This is a genomic window from Microbacterium hanjuni, from assembly GCF_043556395.1.
In the GTDB taxonomy this organism is placed as follows: domain Bacteria; phylum Actinomycetota; class Actinomycetes; order Actinomycetales; family Microbacteriaceae; genus Microbacterium.
Window position 1 is genome coordinate 293,304 of record NZ_JBIGIK010000003.1, and the last position, 15,921, is coordinate 309,224.

The window sequence follows — 15,921 nt, forward strand, 5'->3', positions numbered from 1 at the left end:
GTGCCCTCTCGGGGGCGCGAGCGCGGCGGTGCGCCCGTCCGGCAGCGCTCAGCCGGCCGTCTGCTCGACCGTCGGAGTCTCCCCCGTCGCACGATCGGCGCCCACGACCACCACGAAGCGCAGCGCATCCGTCTCGTTGGTGTCGGTGTCAGGATCGTCCTCGACCGGGTAGGCGTCGTACACGCTGCTCTGCTGCACGTCGGCGCCACCGATGGCCTCGGCGACTCCGGCCGCAGCCGCCTCGTCCTCGGGCAGGGAGTAGTAGACCGTCGTCGTGTCGAATCCCGAGCTCGCATCTCCGGGGAACACCGATTCCGCGGGCCACCCCGCCGAGACGAGCGTGTCCTTGACGGCGGTCGCGAGTCCGGGCTGACCAGAGGCGTTCAACACGATCACCGTGGAGGTGGTGTCCAGCACCGGCACGACCACGGGGGCGGGCGCCGCCGTCGGCTCGGCCTCCGGCGTCAGCGAGATGCGGCCCGAGATGAGCAGGGTGGCGAAGATGCCGGCGACCGTCAGCAGGACGACCGCGGCGACCGCCCAGAGGAAGATCGCGCCGCCGCGCATGCGCGGATTCTCGGCCCGATGAGCGCCGACCCGGCCGCTTTCGTCCGCGAGATCGTCGAAGCGGTCTCGCGGGAAGGTCGTTTTCGGCACCCGACGATGCTACCCGCCAGGGTGCTCGCGCCGTGTCAGCGCGAGCCCGCGCGCGTCACGCGGGCAGCGCGTGTCGCCTCGCGGGCGTCGCGCAAGCGGCGCAGGCGCCGCACCAGCATGGGGTCGTGCTCGAGCGCCTCGGCGGTATCGATGAGCCGGCCCAGCAGTTGGTAGTACCGCGCGGGCGGCATCTCCAACTCGGCGCGGATCGCTTCCTCTTTCGCGCCACCCTGCCGTCGCCACTCCGCCTCGAAGGCGAGCAAGGCGCGATCACGGTCACTCAGGGGCACTTCGTCACGCTAACCCCCGAACTCCTCCCCACCGCGGAGCCACACCACGCGCGAGCCCAATGGATCGACCGACGCGAGGATCTCACCGTCCAGCGCGAGGGCGAAGCCCGGCGGCCAGGGGTCGGGCACACCGCGCCACCCCTCGTGCAGCCCCACGTCATCGAGCGTGATCCATCGTCCGGCGGCGCGGGCAGCCGCGATGAGAGGGGCCCGGTTCGCGCGCGCCACGTGGGCGAGCACTCCCGGCGTGGTGACCACCAGCGTCGCATCGGCGGGTGCGAGCGCCGCGAGGTCGGCCAGGCCCGCCACCGCGTCGCCCGCCACCAGCAGCGGCGGATCGGACGCGGCGATGTCGAGCGCCGCGGTCATCCGCTCGGCTCGACCCTCCTCCCCCGGCCACACCAGCCCGGTGATCCACGCCCGGTCGGCGGGATCGGCGGCCGATCGGGGCTGCAGGTCGATCCCCGCGCGCCAGACGATCTCGGGCAGTGCCATCCGCGGTGCCCCCACCAGGGTGCTCTCCAGCACCACCGCGCTCACGCCGTCGACGGGATCGAGCGCCACCACCGCGTCGGAGGCGTCGTATCGATAGGAGTACCGGTCGGGGAACAGGCAGAGTCCGGCGCTCGCTCCCACCTCCAGCAGCGCGATCGGTCCCTCGATGAGCGACAGTGCGGGCAACAGCGCTGCGCACCGGAGGGGTTCGTTGGTCTGGATGCTGCGCGCACCGCACTCTTCGACGACCTCGTCCGCGTGGGCGACCAGCCATCGGGACCACGTCGGGAAGTCCGCCTCGGGCGCACCGAGGAGACGGGTGACCGCGAATACCAGCGGAGGCTGGCGATGCGTCGCCGGAATGCGTGCCAACACGGCCTGCACCACGCGAGAGCCCGCGACCCCGTCGGCCCACGCGGCGTAGAGGTCGGAACGCCCCGGCGCCTCGAGCTCGGCGAACCGGCGGTACCGGGAAGCGACCGCGGCCGCAGCATCCTCATCCATCCCGCCCATCATCCCTGCTGGAACGGCTCCGGCGCCTCTGCAGTCGGGTTGAATAGAGGGGAAAGGAGGAGCACATGACTTACGCCGTGAACAAGACCGACGAGCAGTGGCGCTCCGAGCTCGATCCCGACCAGTACGCCGTCCTCCGCCAGGCGGCCACCGAGCGCGCCTGGACCGGGGAACTGCTCGAGGAGGCACGAGCAGGTCTGTACACTTGCGCGGCCTGCCACGCCGAGCTGTTCCAGAGCGGCACGAAGTTCGATTCGAACTGCGGATGGCCGAGCTTCTACGAATCCGTGCGTCCCGAGGCTGTCGAACTCATCGAGGACCGCTCGCTCGGAATGGCCCGCACCGAGGTGCGCTGCGCGACCTGCGGCTCGCACCTGGGCCACGTCTTCCCCGACGGATACGGCACCCCGACCGGTGACCGGTACTGCATGAACTCCCTCGCCCTCGAGTTCGCTCCGGGCGACGAGGCGTGACAGGCGCGCTCGAGGCCGTCCGAGCCCGACGGTCGTGGTCGAAAGTCACCGACGAGGCACCCACGCGGGCCGAGATCGAGACCTTCGTCTCGGCTGCCGGGCGCGTGGCGGATCACTCCGCCCTGCGGCCGTGGCGGGTCGTCGAACTGCGCGGCACCGACCGGGAGCGGCTCGGCCGCGCGATCGCCAAGGCCGAGGGCGAGAAGGGCTTCTCGACCAAGCCCATGCGGGCGCCCCTGCTCCTGGCGATCGTGGCGAGCTACCGACGCACCGACAAGGTGCCGAAGTGGGAGCAGGAGGCGGTCGCCTCGGGCGTGGCCCACATGCTCAGCCTGCTGCTGGACGACGCCGGGTGGGGCGTGCTGTGGCGCACCGGCAGCTACACACGCAGCAAGGCGGTCGCGAAAGCGCACGGCCTGGAGAAGAACGAAGAGTTGCTGGGGTGGCTGTACGTCGGCGGCAAACCGCCGGTGCGCCGCCTGGCCCGGCGCAAAGCGGTCGACGCGCGCCGGCACCTCTCGCGGATGCCGCGCGGCAAGAAGGCGCTCGAGCTGGAGCAGACCGACGACGAGTGAGCAGGATGCTGCGACCGCCGTGCTGTGCGGTCAGAGCGTCAGGCGTCCGGCCGTGATGTCGGCCGCGATGTCGCTGAGCCGGGACTGCGTCGAGCGCGCGTGGGCGCGGATGAGGCGGAACGCTTCGTCCATGTCGAGGTCGTGGCTCTGCGCGATGTAGCCCTTCGCCTGCTCGATCACGACTCGGCTGTCGAGAGCGCGCTGCAGCTGCCCCTGTGCGACCACGGACTCTTCGACGAGACGGTGTTGCAGGATGCTGATCGTCGCGATGTCGGCCAGCGTCTTCGCTGCCGCAGCGTCGGTGGCGTTCAGTTCACCGACACGATCGCGGAAGAGGTTCAGCGATCCGATCACCGAGTCGCGGAGGCGCATCGGGATGGCGTGGATGGAGGCAAAGCCCGATCGGAGAGCATCGGCGGCGAAGTCCGGCCAGCGGTCGGTGATCTTCGCGAGATCCGCCACCGATACGACCGCGCCCGTTGCCACGGCCTCGACGCACGGGCCCTCTCCGGCGCGCAACTGCATGAGCCCGACGAATTCACTGCGCTCGCTCGTGGAGGCGATCACTTCGAGAACACGATCCTGGCTGACCAGGAGGATCCCCGCCGCCGTGGCGTCGAAGATGCGGGCGCTTTCTTCCACGAGAAGCTGAAGGAGATCCACGATGTCGAAGTCGTCGACGAGGGAGTCGGCCAGCGTCGACACTGTCTGCAGAAGCTGATCTTCGCGAGTGGCCATAGTCCGAGTGTAGGTCGCGGGGTCGGTCAGCGCTCGAAGACCATGCGCCGAGCGACGACGTCGGCCGCCACCTGTGCGACGGTGAGTCCCGAGGAGAACGCCCGCCCGCGCAGCACGAGCATCGCGTCGTCGACGCTGAGGCCGAGCTGGGCTGCGACCATGCCCGACGCCTGATGCACCTCTCGCCGCGAATGGGGCCCGTCGGCGAGACCGTCGTCCACGTTCTCGAGATCGTCGAGGGCGGTACGAAGCAGGCGCCGTGATGCGATGACCGCCAGGACTCCGGCGTCATCGACCGCTCGCTGCGACAGCCGGTGCGGGGTGGGTGAGTAGAGGTCGACGGAGCCGACGCTGAGCTCCCCGACGTACAGGGGGAAGGCGTACAGCCCGCCGATACCGAGTCCGCGCAGGGCCTCGCGTGCGAGGGGCCATTCGGCGCCGCCGGCCGCCTGCAGGTCGGACTCGAGGATCGGGCGCCGCATCTTCAGGGCACGCCAGCCCGGCCCTTCGCCCAGGTCGATCTGGATCTCCGCGATCCGAGCCGCAACGGTGTCGCTGGCCGAGAGGGTCTCGCTGCCGAGCGGCCGCCCCAGGGTGGAGATCGCTGCTCCGCTGACGCCCACGACATCGACGAAAGGCGTGCAGAGATCGTCGCCCGCCCGCGCTCCGGTGACTCGGGCGAGCGCCGCGGAGAACGCAGCTCGATCATCGCCCGGCAAAGGCCTACCCATGGATTACCGCCTGTCCTCATCGAGTGACGTGGCGCTGGGTCCTGGTGCCGTCACTCCGAAGCTAACATCCTCTGCTGAAATGCAATCAGGACGGGGAGGGCGTTGTGGGATGTCGTCTCGGCGTGTAGCTTCGCAAGTAGTTGCCCCAGACCCCGGTCGACGCTCATTCATTCGCCGCGTCACGTAAGAACTGGGAAGTCGGGCCATGGGGTATTTCACGTACGACAACGTCACCAAGACCGAGATCGAAGATCGGCTCCTTGCGCATCTGCAGATCGTCATGGGGACGAAGCTGCGCCGATCGGAGAGCTTCTTCTTCAGTTGGAAAGAAGACGTCAGCCTCGGGTCCGGTCGCATCATGGTGTGGATCCACCCGGGCGCCGGACTAAAATTCAAGTTCCACGGCAGCCGTCAGCCCGCCATCAGCCATCCGTGGTTGAAGGCCCTCACCTATACGGCCAACTCCCCCACGGGCCTCTACGCCGTCCGCGAGCCGGCCGTCGACGCACGCACCGCTGTCAGCGAGGATCTCGCGGTCCTGGTCTGACCTGGGCGGCGGTAGCTGCAGGACGTGAACCTGCAACCCCCGTATGACAACGTGCGGGTCGACGCCCCTGGTGCCGGCTACAGGACGTGAACCCGCAACCCCCGTATGACAACGTGCGGGTCGACGCCCGTCGTGCCGGCTACAGGACTTGAACCTGCAACCCCCGTATTACAAGTACGGTGCGCTACCAATTGCGCCAAGCCGGCAGAACCGCCAGTCTATCCGGCGGTACGAGCGGGCTTACGGCGTGGCGGTCGGCGGCGGTACGAGCGGGCTTACGGCGTGGCGGTCGGCGACGGTGTCGCGGTCTCGGTGGGCGTCGGCGTCGGGGTAGCCGTCGGCGTCGGGGTCGGGCTGGCGGTGCGGTAGTACGCGTCGCTGGCCACAGCCGTCACGAACTGCTGGAACTCCTTCGGGTCATCCAGCGCACCGACGTACGGGGTGCCGTTGACCAGTACGACCGGCGTCCCCGTGAGGGTCATACCGTCGGTGCCGGGGATGGACTTCAGGGCGCGGTCCGTCGCCGACTTGGCCCAGGCCGCGAACGATTCGTCCTCGATGCAGGTGCGGGTCGCGTCGGGGTCCTCGGCGCTCGAGCCGATCGCCAGGTTCGCCAGGTCTTCGTCGGTCAGGCCGTCGGAATCGATGCCCGGCTGCGCACGCAGGAGTTCGTGGTTGAAGCGGAAGAAGGTGTCGGGCGAGTAGGTCGCAACGCACGCGGCTGCACTCGCCGCACGCAGCGAGTACTTCGTGCCGTTCGACTTCGCCGTCAGCATCGCCACGGGGTAGTAGGTCAGGGTGGCCGTGTCGGCCTCCACCCACTTCGTCAGCTGCGAGGCGTTCGCGAGTTGGAACTCCCGCGCACCGGCGGAGAGGTAGTCGACGTAGACGCGGATGTCGACGGGCGGCGCAGCCGTGGTGGTGGGGCTGGGCTCGGGAGTGGGAGTCGCCGACTCCGTTCCGGGCGTCGGCGTGGCCTCGTCGGGGTTCGGGGCGACTCCCGCGTCGGCAGAACCGGCCACGGAGGTCACGAGGAAGCCGTCGGCGTCGGCGTTGTCGGGCTGCAGCACGGGCCGCGACGTGGCGGAGGTGACCGCCCAGCTCACCGAGACAGCGGCAACGCCCACCACGACGAGGATGGCGACGCCGAGCAGCACGCGCCGCAGCACGCGCAGGCGTGACTGCTTCGTCTGAACCTGCTGCGCCTTCTCGCGCACCGCTTCGCGGCGGTCGCGCTTGGCGGGCACGTTCGATGGGTCGTCGTTGGGCATGAAACCTTCTGGGAGAGCACACGCCGAAAGAGCTTCGGCGGGCCGCACGGGAACGCGGTCGTGTCTCGATGCTAGCCAGGCAGGCTGGGAAAAGCCCAGACGACGGGATGCGAGAGACCACCCGTGCGGGAGGACGCCGTGACATAATGACCCTGCGCCCAATGGGGGGCGCCGGGGCATGCCCCGCTCATTCCATCACTACGGATCGTCCGGCACGTACCTGCCGGTGAAGGAGAAGAGAACATGGCGTCCGTCACGTTTGACAATGCAACCCGCCTGTATCCCGGCGGCACCCGCCCCGCGGTCGACAAGCTGAACCTCGAGGTCGCCGATGGCGAGTTCCTGGTTCTGGTCGGCCCCTCGGGTTGCGGAAAGTCCACCTCGCTGCGCATGCTCGCCGGCCTCGAAGAGGTCAACGAAGGACGCATCCTGATCGGGGATCGCGACGTCACCGACGTGCCCCCGAAAGACCGCGACATCGCCATGGTCTTCCAGAACTACGCGCTGTACCCGCACATGACCGTCGCCGAGAACATGGGCTTCGCGCTCAAGATCGCCGGCGTCGGCAAGGACGAGCGCGCCGCGCGCGTGCTCGAGGCCGCGAAGCTGCTCGACCTGGAGGAGTACCTGACGCGCAAGCCCAAGGCGCTCTCCGGTGGTCAGCGTCAGCGCGTCGCGATGGGCCGCGCCATCGTGCGTCAGCCCCAGGTGTTCCTCATGGACGAGCCGCTGTCGAACCTCGACGCGAAGCTGCGCGTGCAGACGCGCACGCAGATCGCTTCGCTGCAGCGTCGTCTCGGCGTCACCACCGTCTACGTCACGCACGACCAGACCGAGGCGCTCACGATGGGTGACCGCATCGCCGTGCTGAAGGACGGTGTGCTGCAGCAGGTCGGAACGCCCCGCGACCTCTACGAGAAGCCGAACAACGTCTTCGTGGCCGGCTTCATCGGCTCGCCCGCGATGAACCTGTTCACCGCCGACCTCGCCGAAGGCGGCGTGCGCTTCGGCGACGCCGTGGTCGGCATCGAGGCCGACACCATCGGCAAGGCGAACGGCTCCGAGGTCACCATCGGTGTGCGCCCCGAGGACATCGTGGTCTCGCCGGCCGACGGCAAGGGTCTGCGGGTCACCGTCGACCTCGTCGAGGAGCTCGGCGCCGACGGCTACCTGTACGGCCACACCGAGGTCGGCGGCAAGCGCACCGACCTGGTCGCGCGCGTCGACGGACGCAACCACCCCAACGCGGGTGAGTCGGTCGTGCTCGCGCCCGTCCCGGGACACATGCACGTCTTCGACGTCACCTCGGGCGAGCGTCTGACCGACCGGGCCATCGCCTCCGCCTGATCCGTTTTCGCAACGCCGCGGCGCGGGAAGTCAACCGACTCCCGCGCCGCGGCCTTTTCTCGGGGAGGTTTCTCGTGCCCGACGCCCTCAGCATCACCGCCAGCTCCGTCGATCCCGGTCTGCTGGCCCTCCCCTGGTCGTTGCCCCTCGCGGACTGGCCGAGCAGCACCATCGTCTCCCTCCCCAAGGGGCTCTCGCGCCACCTGGTGCGCTTCGCCAACCTGTCAGGACGGGTGGTCGCCATCAAGGAGACGACCGAGGAGATGGCACGCCGCGAGTACGACATGCTGGGAAACCTCCACCGCCTGGATGCGCCCTGCGTCGAACGCGTCGCAGTGATCGCCGGCCGGACGGATGCCGAGGGCGAGCCCCTCCCGGCCGCGCTCGTCACCGCTCACCTGCGCTTCTCGCTTCCCTATCGCGCCCTGTTCACCCAGGTGCTGCGTCCCCACACGGCGACGCGCCTCGTCGATGCCTTGGCCGTGCTGCTCGTGCGCCTGCACAACGTCGGCTTCTTCTGGGGCGACGTGTCGCTGTCCAACACCCTCTTCCGCCGCGACGCCGGTGCCTTCGCCGCCTACCTCGTCGACGCCGAGACCGGCGAACTGCACGAGGGCGGCCTGACCCCCGGCCAGCGGGCGCACGATCTGGACGTCGCCCGCACGAACATCGCGGGCGAGATCATGGACCTCGAAGCGGGCGGACGCCTCGAGGGCGGAATCGATGCCGTGCAGATCGCGGACGGCATCATGTCGTCGTACCACTCGCTCTGGGCGGCGCTCACCGACCAGGAGACCTTCGGTCTCGATGAGTCCTGGCGCATCACCGAGCGGGTGCAGCGACTGAACGCGCTCGGCTTCGATATCGGTGAGATGTCGATGCTGACCACCCCCGACGGCACCCGTGTCTCGATCGAGCCGAAGGTCGTCGACGCCGGACACCACCAGCGACGCCTGCTGCGCTTGACCGGCCTCGACGTCGAGGAGAATCAGGCCAGACGGCTGCTCAACGACCTCGACGAGTTCCGCGCACGCATCTCACGGCTGGGCGCCGACGAGGAGATGGTCGCGCACGAGTGGCTCACCCGCGTCTTCGAGCCCATCGTGATGGCGATCCCCTTCGACCTGCGCGCCAAGCTCGAGCCGGCCGAGGTGTTCCACCAGGTGCTCGAGCACCGATGGTACATGTCGCAGGCGCGCGGGCGGTCGGTACCGCTGGCGGAGGTGCTGACGTCGTACATCGACGATGTGCTGCGCCACCGCCGCGACGAGGCGACGGTGATCGGCCCCTCCACCGACACCCTGTCGCTGCCCGTGATCACCGGCAGCATCCCCACCGACGCCTCCGACGAGGTGAACTGGCGCGACCTGGTCTGAGCACCGCCCCCGGAGCGGGGCGGGTTCAGTAGCCGACGGTGAAGCGGTCTCGCGGATGCTGGGGCGACTCGATCTCGTCGATCACCGCGACCGCCAGATCGGCGCCGGAGATGTACGACTCGCCCTGTTCGTCGACGACGAGCACGTCGCCGCCGTCACGGTAGGTGCCGGTGCGCTCCCCCGGGGCCCACGCGCCGAAGCCGCCCGCCGGGTGGATGTAGAACCAGTCGCGATCCTCGGGCAGCGCTTTCAGGTCTTCGAGGATGTCCGCCGCCTCGAGGGCTTCCGGCTTGTATTCCTCGGCGAACTCCTCGGTGTCGACCAGGCGCGGTCCGTCAGCGGACGCGAGGCTGCCGCCGGCGCCGCCGATCACACCGACGCGCACGGTGTCGGGGAGAGTTGCAACCAGCTGGGCGACGGCGGGACGCACCTTGCCGAGCATGTCTCCGCGGCCCGGCACTGTCGAGACGACCACGTCCACGCCCTCCAACTCCGCGACGAGCCCGGGGACGTCCAGCAGCGTGCCCTCGAGGTAGGTCGCACCCTCGACGCGTTCGTTGGGAACGGTGCGGGCGACCGAGACGACCGTGTGCCCGCGGTCCACCGCCTCCGCCACGATGTGCCGGCCGGCGTAGCCGGTTCCCCCGATGACAGCGATCCGAGCCATGGTGTTCCTTCCGTTCGTCGTGCGGGACTACTCGCGGACTGCGCGCAGCGTGGCGACCTGGTAGAGCGCGACCGAGGCCGCGATCCCCGCGTTCAGCGACTCGGTGGTGGCGGAGATCGGGATGGACACGATCTGGTCGCACGTCTCGGTGACCAGGCGCGACAGGCCCTTGCCCTCGGAGCCCACCACGATCAGCACGGGCCGGTCGGCGAGATCCAGCGCCGGCAGCGACACGTCGCCGCCGCCATCCAGACCGAGAACGAAGACGCCCTGCTTCTTGAATTCCTTCAGGGTCGACGTCAGGTTCGGGGCGATCGCCACCGGCACGCGGGCGGCCGCTCCGGCGCTGGTCTTCCACGCGGCGGAGTTGACGCCGGCCGATCGCCGCTGCGGGATGATGATGCCTTGTCCGCCGAACGCCCCGGTGGAGCGGATGATCGCGCCGAGGTTGCGCGGGTCGGTCACGCCGTCCAGAGCGACGAGCAGAGGCGTCTCGCCCCTCGCGATGATCTTCTCGAGCAGGTCCTGCGGGTGCGCGTACTCGTACGGCGGCACCTTCAGAGCGACGCCCTGGTGCACACCGTCGAAGCCCGCCATGCGATCGAGCTCAGGACGGGTGACCTCGAGAACCGGGATGCCCCGGTTCGTGGCGAGGGCGAGCATCTCTTTGGTGCGATCGTCCATCTCCACGCGCTGCGCGATGTAGAACGCGGTCGCGGGGATCTTCGCCCGCAGCGCCTCGAGCACCGAATTGCGACCCGTCACGATCTCGGTGTCGTCGCTCTGCTTGGGGCGTCCGCCGCGGCTGGCGTTGCCGCCGGTCGCGCGCACGCCCGGACGACCGGTTCCCCCGGCAGCGGTGAACCGCTCCTGGGCCGCCTTGCGCTTGCCTGCCGGGTGCCAGGCGCGCTCTTCCGCCTTGGGTGTCGGTCCGCGCCCCTCGAGGGAGCGGCGGTTCTTGCCGCCGGTGCCCTTCGTGGGGCCCTTCTTCTTGCCTCGCCCGGCGGACGGGTTTCCGAAACTAGCCACGGTTCACACTCCAATGGGTCCCTTCGGGACCGTCTTCGAGGACGATGCCGGCCGCCGCGATCGCGTCGCGAATGCGGTCGGCCGCCGTCCAATCTTTGCTTGCGCGCGCCTCGGCGCGCTGGTCGATCATGGTGCGCACGAGGGCGTCGAGGGCGGATGCTTCCGACCCGGACGCTCGAGTGTCCTGCAGCGCGGTGAGGCCGAGCACCTCGAGCATGGCCGCCACCGCTTGCGCTGCGGTCGCCGCAACGTCGACGTCTCCGCCGTCGATGGCGGTGTTGCCGGTGCGAACGGTCTCATGGATGACGGCGAGGGCTTGGGGCACCCCGAGATCGTCGTCGAGGGCGGCGGCGAACGCGGCGGGAAGTTCACCCGGGTCGCCGAGAGCATCGCCGGAGAACTTCTCGGCGCGCTGCAGGAACGTCGCGATGCGCTCGAGCGCGCCTTCCGCCTCGTCGAACGCCTTGTCGGAGATGTCGAGGTTCGAGCGGTAGTGCGCGGCCATCAGGGCGTAACGCACCGCCAGCGGGTCGCGCACGGCAAGGACGTCGTCGGCCAGCACGAAGTTGCCGAGGGATTTCGACATCTTCTGCCCATCGACGGTCACGAGGCCGTTGTGCACCCAGTACCGCGCGAAGGCGTCGCCGGCCGCCGTCGACTGCGCGAGCTCGTTCTCGTGGTGCGGGAAACGCAGGTCGAGGCCGCCGCCGTGGATGTCGAACTCGGGCCCCAGGTAGCGGCGCGACATCGCCGAGCACTCGATGTGCCAGCCGGGGCGCCCGCTCCCCCAGGGTGAGTCCCACGTGGCGCTGGCAGGCTCCCCCGGTTTGGTGCCCTTCCACAACGCGAAGTCGTGCGGGTCGCGCTTGCCGCGCGGGTCGGCGTCCGTGGCCGACTCCATCGCATCGAGAAGCTGATGGGTCAGCGAGCCGTAATCGGCCCAGGACCGTACGTCGAAGTAGACGTCGCCCGCAGCATCCGTCGCCGGATCGGCGGCATAGGCGTGCCCGGCCTCGATCAGTCGGGCGATGAGTTCCTGCATCTGCGGGATCGACGCTGTCGCTCGCGGCTCGTACGTGGGAGCCAGGATGCCGACCGCGGCGTACGCCCGCGCGAACTCCAACTCCATGCGGTACGCGAGCGCCCACCACGGCTCGTCGACCGTGGCATTGGCCAGCACCTTGTCGTCGATGTCGGTGACGTTGCGCACGAACGTGACGCGCCCGAAGCGATAGGAGAGCCAGCGGCGGAGGACGTCGAAGGCAAGAGCCGCGCGAACATGGCCGATGTGCGGGCCGGACTGCACCGTCGGCCCGCAGACGTAGAGGGTGACATTCGAGGGGTCGAGCGGCTCGAAGTCGCGCAGGGTCTGCGCTTTCGTGTCGTACAGCCGAATGTTCACCTCGCAAGCCTACCCGGGGGCACCGGTTCCGATCCGGGCGGCCTCAGCCGCTAGAAAGGAAAGATGCCCGCCCTCCTCGCCGTGATCGCAGCCGCCGTGCTGTTCGGCACCTCGGGCACTTCGCAGGCCCTCGGTCCGGCGGACACCACACCCTGGGCGGTCGGCGCGGTGCGTCTCGTGATCGGCGGCACTGCCCTGGCCGTCATCGGCCTGTTCTGGGGGAGACGGATTCGACGACGATCGCCGGTTCACCCCCGATGCACCCCATCGGCCGTGGCGCTCATGGCCCTCGCCGGCCTCGGCCTCGCGGTATACCAACCGCTGTTCTTCCTCGGAACCGAGCGCAACGGGGTGGCCGTGGGGACGGTCGTCGCGTTGGGCTCGGCACCGGTGATGGCGGGGGCGATCGAGTGGCTGCTCACGCGGCGGCGACCGTCCCGCGTGTGGGCGTGTGCGACGACCCTCGCCCTGGCGGGGGTCGTGCTGCTCGCCCTCGGCGGGTCGACCGACGCAGGTGCCACCGACCCGCTGGGTCTTGCCGGGTCGGTGGGAGCCGGCGCGTCGTTCGCGGTGCTCGCGAACGCGCAACGCCGCTTGCTCTCGACCGGGTGGGACGCCTTCACCGTCGCCGGTGGCATGGGCGGTTTCTCCGCCCTGGCCTCACTCGCTGTGCTGCCGTTCGTCGGCCTCGGCTGGCTCGCCTCCGAGCGCGGCGTCGTGATGGCCCTGTGGCTGGGACTCGCCACCATCACCATCGCCTACGCGCTCTTCACCTGGGGGCTGCAGCGACTGACCGCGGCGACGGCCGCGACCCTGACCCTCGCCGAGCCGCTGACGGCGGGGCTCCTCGGCGTCGCGGTGCTCGGGGAACAGCTCTCGCCGCTCGCCGTGGCCGGACTGATCGTGCTCGGCACAGGACTGCTGCTGCTCGCGTGGGGTTCGCGAAGCCGACGCGACCCCCGACCGTTCGCCATGGAGGGATGAGATGACAAGCGTGGATATCCGGCTCGATGACCTCACGAGTGCGCCGACGCGCGCGCTAGTGGCGTTCCACCTCTCCGACATGTGGGCCACCTCGCCCCCTGAGAGCGTGCACGCGCTCGATATCGACAGCCTGCGTCATCCCGAGGTGACTTTCTGGTCGGCGTGGGTCGGCACCGAGGTCGCCGGTATCGTCGCGCTCAAGACGCTCGACGCCGAACGCGGTGAGCTCAAGTCGATGCGCGTGGCTGATCGCTTCCGCGGTGAAGGAATCGGACGGATGCTGTTGCGTCACGTGATCGCGGAGGCGCGCTCGCGCGGCATGACCAGCCTCTGGCTCGAGACGGGCTCGACGGCCCCCTTCGGCCCGGCACTCGGTCTCTACGAGCGGGAGGGGTTCACCCGCTGTCCGCCGTTTCCGCCCTACCGGGAGGACCCGTTCTCGTTGTTCCTCACCCGCGCGATCTGACGCTCAGGCGGGCAGCAGCACAGCGACGGCGACGGCGAAGACGCCCTCGCTTCTGCCGGGGAATCCCAGGCCGTCCGTGGTGGTCGCACTGACCGACACCACGGCACCGCCCAGGGCGCTGGACAGCGTCGCTTCCGCTTCGCGGCGGCGTGCGGCGAAACGGGGACGCTGAGCCTGCACCTGCACCGAGACGTTGCCGATGCGCCACCCCGCCTCACCGATCAGGCCGAGAGTGCGGGCGAGGAACACGTCGGCATGCGCACCGTCGTACTCGGGTCGATCGACCCCGAAGTGCGTACCGATGTCGCCGAGTCCAGCCGCGGCCAGAAGGGCATCGACGATCGCGTGCGCAACCGCGTCACCGTCGGAGTGACCGGACAACGCCTGCTCGCCCGGCCATTCGAGACCAGCCAGCCAGAGGGTGCCGGTGGGCGAGAACGCGTGGACGTCGGTACCCACCCCCACGCGCGGCTCGCTCGGCACGGGGTCGATGCTGACCTCGCGCGTCGGCAACGGCGCAACCAGGTGACGCGCTCGGTCGAGGTCTTGGGGGGTGGTGATCTTGAAGGCCAGCGGATCCCCCGCGACGACGGCCACCGGGTGCCCGGCGTCCGCCACCAGCGCCGCGTCGTCGGTGAACTCGCGGGAAGCCACCCGGTACGCGGTGACGAGCACGTCTCGCCGAAAGCCCTGCGGTGTCTGCGCCGCAACGATCTCGGAGCGATCGACGGCGGCGCTCACCGAGGTTCCCGCAATCCGTTTGAGCGTGTCGACCACGGGCAGCGCCGGGATCACGGCGGGTAGGCCGGCGTCGAGCGAGGAGATCACCCGATCGAAGACGGCGGGTGGGGTCAGGGCGCGGGCAGCGTCATGGACGAGCACGTACTCGACGTCTGCCCAGACGGCCGCGAGCCCCGCCGCCACGGAGTCCTGGCGGGCGCGTCCACCGGTGACCACGGTGATCAGCTCACGACGGTCGCCCGCCACGGCGAGCGCATCGGTCAGCGCGTCGCCTTCGAACCCTGTCGGGGTGACGATGACGACCTGCGCCTCGGGCCCGGCGAACACGTTCGCGAGGGCGTGACGAAGGATCGAGTCCTCGTCGAGGCCGATGAAGGCTTTCGGCCCTCCGGCGCCCAAGCGCGTGCCGGCACCGGCGGCGACGACGATGACGGCAAGGCGTGGGACGGGGAGCATGCTCACCACCCCACGCTAGCGGGCGGCCTCAGCTTGCGAGGACCTCGTCGAGCACCAATCCAGCGCGCTCCTCGTCGGTCTTCTCGGCCAGGGCCAACTCGGAGACGAGGATCTGACGGGCCTTCGCCAGCATCCGCTTCTCGCCGGCCGACAGCCCGCGGTCCTGGTCGCGGCGCCACAGGTCGCGCACGACCTCGCTCACCTTGATGACGTCACCGGAAGCGAGCTTCTCGAGGTTCGCCTTGTACCGGCGGGACCAGTTCGTGGGCTCTTCGGTGAAGGGGGCACGCAAGACCTCGAACACGCGGTCGAGCCCCTCTTTACCGATCACATCGCGGACACCCACCAGATCGACGTTCTCCGCAGGCACCTCGATGACGAGGTCTCCCTGCGTGACGTTGAGCTTCAGGTACTTCTTCGTCTCGCCCCTGATGATCCGGTCTTTGACCTCGATGATCGTGGCCGCCCCGTGATGGGGGTAGACGACGGTTTCGCCAACCTCAAAAAGCATGGAGTTATGTCCTTTCGGCAACGTCCAGGATACCACAGGCGGCTTTGCGCTAAGGTTCTCCACCCCCAGGCAGCCCTGTGGTGCCGGGCCGTCCGCCGCTCGCACCGGCGACCGCATAGACTGCAGGGGATGTCGTCTGCTCCGCTGGGAGGATCTGTGAATTCCCGCCTCATCGCGTCTGTCGCCCTGGGTGCCGTCGTCCTTCTCGGGACGTCAGGCTGCGCCCTGGTGTCCGAGCAGGCCACAGAGATCCCGTACTCGCCGGGCGACGGGGTCAACATCCCCGACTCCGGGCCGCTGCAGGTGCGCAACGCCTTGATCATCACGGATGACGAGGGCGAGACGGCCACCATGATCGCGGCCGTGGTGAACGCCACCGACGACCCCGAGACCCTCACCCTCGACATCGGCGACGGCTCGAGCGCCCAGACGGCCACCGTCCGCGTGCCGGCCAATGAGACCGTCAGTTTCGGCGCGCCCGATGAGGACACCGAACCCCTCGAGCTCGAATCGATCGGCGCCCTCCCGGGCGAGACGATCCCCGTCTACTTCCAGTCGGGTGACGCCGAAGGCGTGCTCTACCAGGTGCCGGTCCTCGACGGCCGCCTCGACTACTACAGCGACCTCCTGCCCTAACCCAGATGGGCTCCCC

At 69.5% G+C, this 15,921-nt stretch carries 19 protein-coding genes and 1 tRNA gene; 8 read left to right on the forward strand and 12 right to left on the reverse strand.

All coding sequences use genetic code 11. From position 1 onward, the window contains the following. Positions 1-48: 48 nt before the first annotated feature. From ACFXP5_RS13610 to ACFXP5_RS13620, 3 genes are read right to left on the reverse strand one after another with little or no spacing between them, the layout of a single operon-like run. Positions 49-657 (reverse strand): LytR C-terminal domain-containing protein, encoded by a 609-nt coding sequence (locus ACFXP5_RS13610; RefSeq protein ID WP_394545005.1) that lies wholly within the window; start codon positions 655-657, stop codon positions 49-51. 35 nt (positions 658-692) lie between these two features. Further along, a complete protein-coding gene (locus tag ACFXP5_RS13615; protein ID WP_394528965.1) occupies positions 693-947 on the reverse strand; it encodes a DUF3263 domain-containing protein in 255 nt (84 codons plus the stop codon). 9 nt (positions 948-956) lie between these two features. Continuing rightward, positions 957-1,946, reverse strand: a complete 990-nt coding sequence (locus ACFXP5_RS13620; protein WP_394545006.1) for a DUF2332 family protein — start codon at positions 1,944-1,946, stop codon at positions 957-959. 74 nt (positions 1,947-2,020) lie between these two features. On the opposite strand from ACFXP5_RS13620, the gene msrB reads away from it, so the two are divergent. Together msrB and ACFXP5_RS13630 are read left to right on the forward strand one after the other, a co-directional pair. Next, positions 2,021-2,428, forward strand: a complete 408-nt coding sequence (gene msrB / locus ACFXP5_RS13625) for a peptide-methionine (R)-S-oxide reductase MsrB (protein ID WP_394528967.1) — start codon at positions 2,021-2,023, stop codon at positions 2,426-2,428. After that, a complete protein-coding gene (locus tag ACFXP5_RS13630) occupies positions 2,425-3,003 on the forward strand; it encodes a nitroreductase family protein (RefSeq protein WP_394545007.1) in 579 nt (192 codons plus the stop codon). The genes msrB and ACFXP5_RS13630 overlap by 4 nt, the downstream gene beginning before the upstream one ends. A gap of 30 nt (positions 3,004-3,033) precedes the next feature. Here the strand turns inward: ACFXP5_RS13630 and ACFXP5_RS13635 are convergent, their stop codons facing one another. Next, complete coding sequence (locus tag ACFXP5_RS13635) at positions 3,034-3,741, reverse strand: ANTAR domain-containing protein (protein ID WP_394545008.1); 708 nt, start codon at positions 3,739-3,741, stop codon at positions 3,034-3,036. A gap of 26 nt (positions 3,742-3,767) precedes the next feature. Continuing rightward, positions 3,768-4,472, reverse strand: coding sequence for a GAF and ANTAR domain-containing protein (locus ACFXP5_RS13640; protein WP_394545009.1), 705 nt, complete (start codon positions 4,470-4,472; stop codon positions 3,768-3,770). A 205-nt stretch (positions 4,473-4,677) separates the two neighbouring features. On the opposite strand from ACFXP5_RS13640, the gene ACFXP5_RS13645 reads away from it, so the two are divergent. Next, entirely contained in the window at positions 4,678-5,019 is a 342-nt protein-coding gene (locus ACFXP5_RS13645) for a DUF7882 family protein (protein ID WP_394545010.1), read from the forward strand. A 133-nt stretch (positions 5,020-5,152) separates the two neighbouring features. Here ACFXP5_RS13645 and ACFXP5_RS13650 read toward each other — a convergent pair. Further along, positions 5,153-5,225, reverse strand: a tRNA-Thr gene (locus tag ACFXP5_RS13650). Positions 5,226-5,294: 69 nt separating this feature from the next. Further along, the gene (locus tag ACFXP5_RS13655; protein WP_394545011.1) at positions 5,295-6,290 is read right to left on the reverse strand and encodes a DsbA family protein; all 996 of its coding nucleotides are present in this window, start codon (positions 6,288-6,290) and stop codon (positions 5,295-5,297) included. Between the two features lie 243 nt (positions 6,291-6,533). Here ACFXP5_RS13655 and ACFXP5_RS13660 point away from each other — a divergent pair, with 243 nt between their 5' ends. After that, positions 6,534-7,637 carry an ABC transporter ATP-binding protein gene (locus ACFXP5_RS13660; RefSeq protein WP_394528973.1) on the forward strand — a complete coding sequence of 368 codons (1,104 nt, stop codon included), beginning with the start codon at positions 6,534-6,536 and terminating at the stop codon, positions 7,635-7,637. Positions 7,638-7,711: 74 nt separating this feature from the next. Continuing rightward, positions 7,712-9,013, forward strand: coding sequence for a DUF4032 domain-containing protein (locus tag ACFXP5_RS13665; RefSeq protein ID WP_394528974.1), 1,302 nt, complete (start codon positions 7,712-7,714; stop codon positions 9,011-9,013). A gap of 25 nt (positions 9,014-9,038) precedes the next feature. On the opposite strand, the gene ACFXP5_RS13670 is transcribed toward ACFXP5_RS13665, so the two are convergent. Genes ACFXP5_RS13670 through cysS form a run of 3 tightly spaced genes read right to left on the reverse strand, consistent with a single transcriptional unit; the run spans position 9,039 to position 12,111 of the window. Beyond that, complete coding sequence (locus ACFXP5_RS13670) at positions 9,039-9,680, reverse strand: NAD(P)-dependent oxidoreductase (protein ID WP_394545012.1); 642 nt, start codon at positions 9,678-9,680, stop codon at positions 9,039-9,041. Positions 9,681-9,707: 27 nt separating this feature from the next. After that, complete coding sequence (gene rlmB, locus ACFXP5_RS13675) at positions 9,708-10,709, reverse strand: 23S rRNA (guanosine(2251)-2'-O)-methyltransferase RlmB (protein ID WP_394528976.1); 1,002 nt, start codon at positions 10,707-10,709, stop codon at positions 9,708-9,710. Then, positions 10,702-12,111 carry a cysteine--tRNA ligase gene (cysS, locus tag ACFXP5_RS13680; protein WP_394545013.1) on the reverse strand — a complete coding sequence of 470 codons (1,410 nt, stop codon included), beginning with the start codon at positions 12,109-12,111 and terminating at the stop codon, positions 10,702-10,704. Before cysS ends, rlmB begins: the two co-directional genes overlap by 8 nt. Before the next feature lie 63 nt (positions 12,112-12,174). On the opposite strand from cysS, the gene ACFXP5_RS13685 reads away from it, so the two are divergent. Beyond that, a complete protein-coding gene (locus ACFXP5_RS13685) occupies positions 12,175-13,095 on the forward strand; it encodes a DMT family transporter (protein WP_394545014.1) in 921 nt (306 codons plus the stop codon). Between the two features lies 1 nt (position 13,096). Further along, positions 13,097-13,561, forward strand: coding sequence for a GNAT family N-acetyltransferase (locus ACFXP5_RS13690; protein ID WP_394545015.1), 465 nt, complete (start codon positions 13,097-13,099; stop codon positions 13,559-13,561). 3 nt (positions 13,562-13,564) lie between these two features. On the opposite strand, the gene ispD is transcribed toward ACFXP5_RS13690, so the two are convergent. Then, on the reverse strand, positions 13,565-14,758 hold the full coding sequence (gene ispD, locus ACFXP5_RS13695) for a 2-C-methyl-D-erythritol 4-phosphate cytidylyltransferase (RefSeq protein WP_394545425.1): 1,194 nt from the start codon (positions 14,756-14,758) through the stop codon (positions 13,565-13,567). A gap of 28 nt (positions 14,759-14,786) precedes the next feature. After that, a complete protein-coding gene (locus ACFXP5_RS13700; RefSeq protein WP_394528980.1) occupies positions 14,787-15,269 on the reverse strand; it encodes a CarD family transcriptional regulator in 483 nt (160 codons plus the stop codon). A 129-nt stretch (positions 15,270-15,398) separates the two neighbouring features. On the opposite strand from ACFXP5_RS13700, the gene ACFXP5_RS13705 reads away from it, so the two are divergent. After that, positions 15,399-15,905, forward strand: coding sequence for a DNA modification methylase (locus tag ACFXP5_RS13705; RefSeq protein WP_394528981.1), 507 nt, complete (start codon positions 15,399-15,401; stop codon positions 15,903-15,905). Positions 15,906-15,921 lie beyond the last annotated feature (16 nt).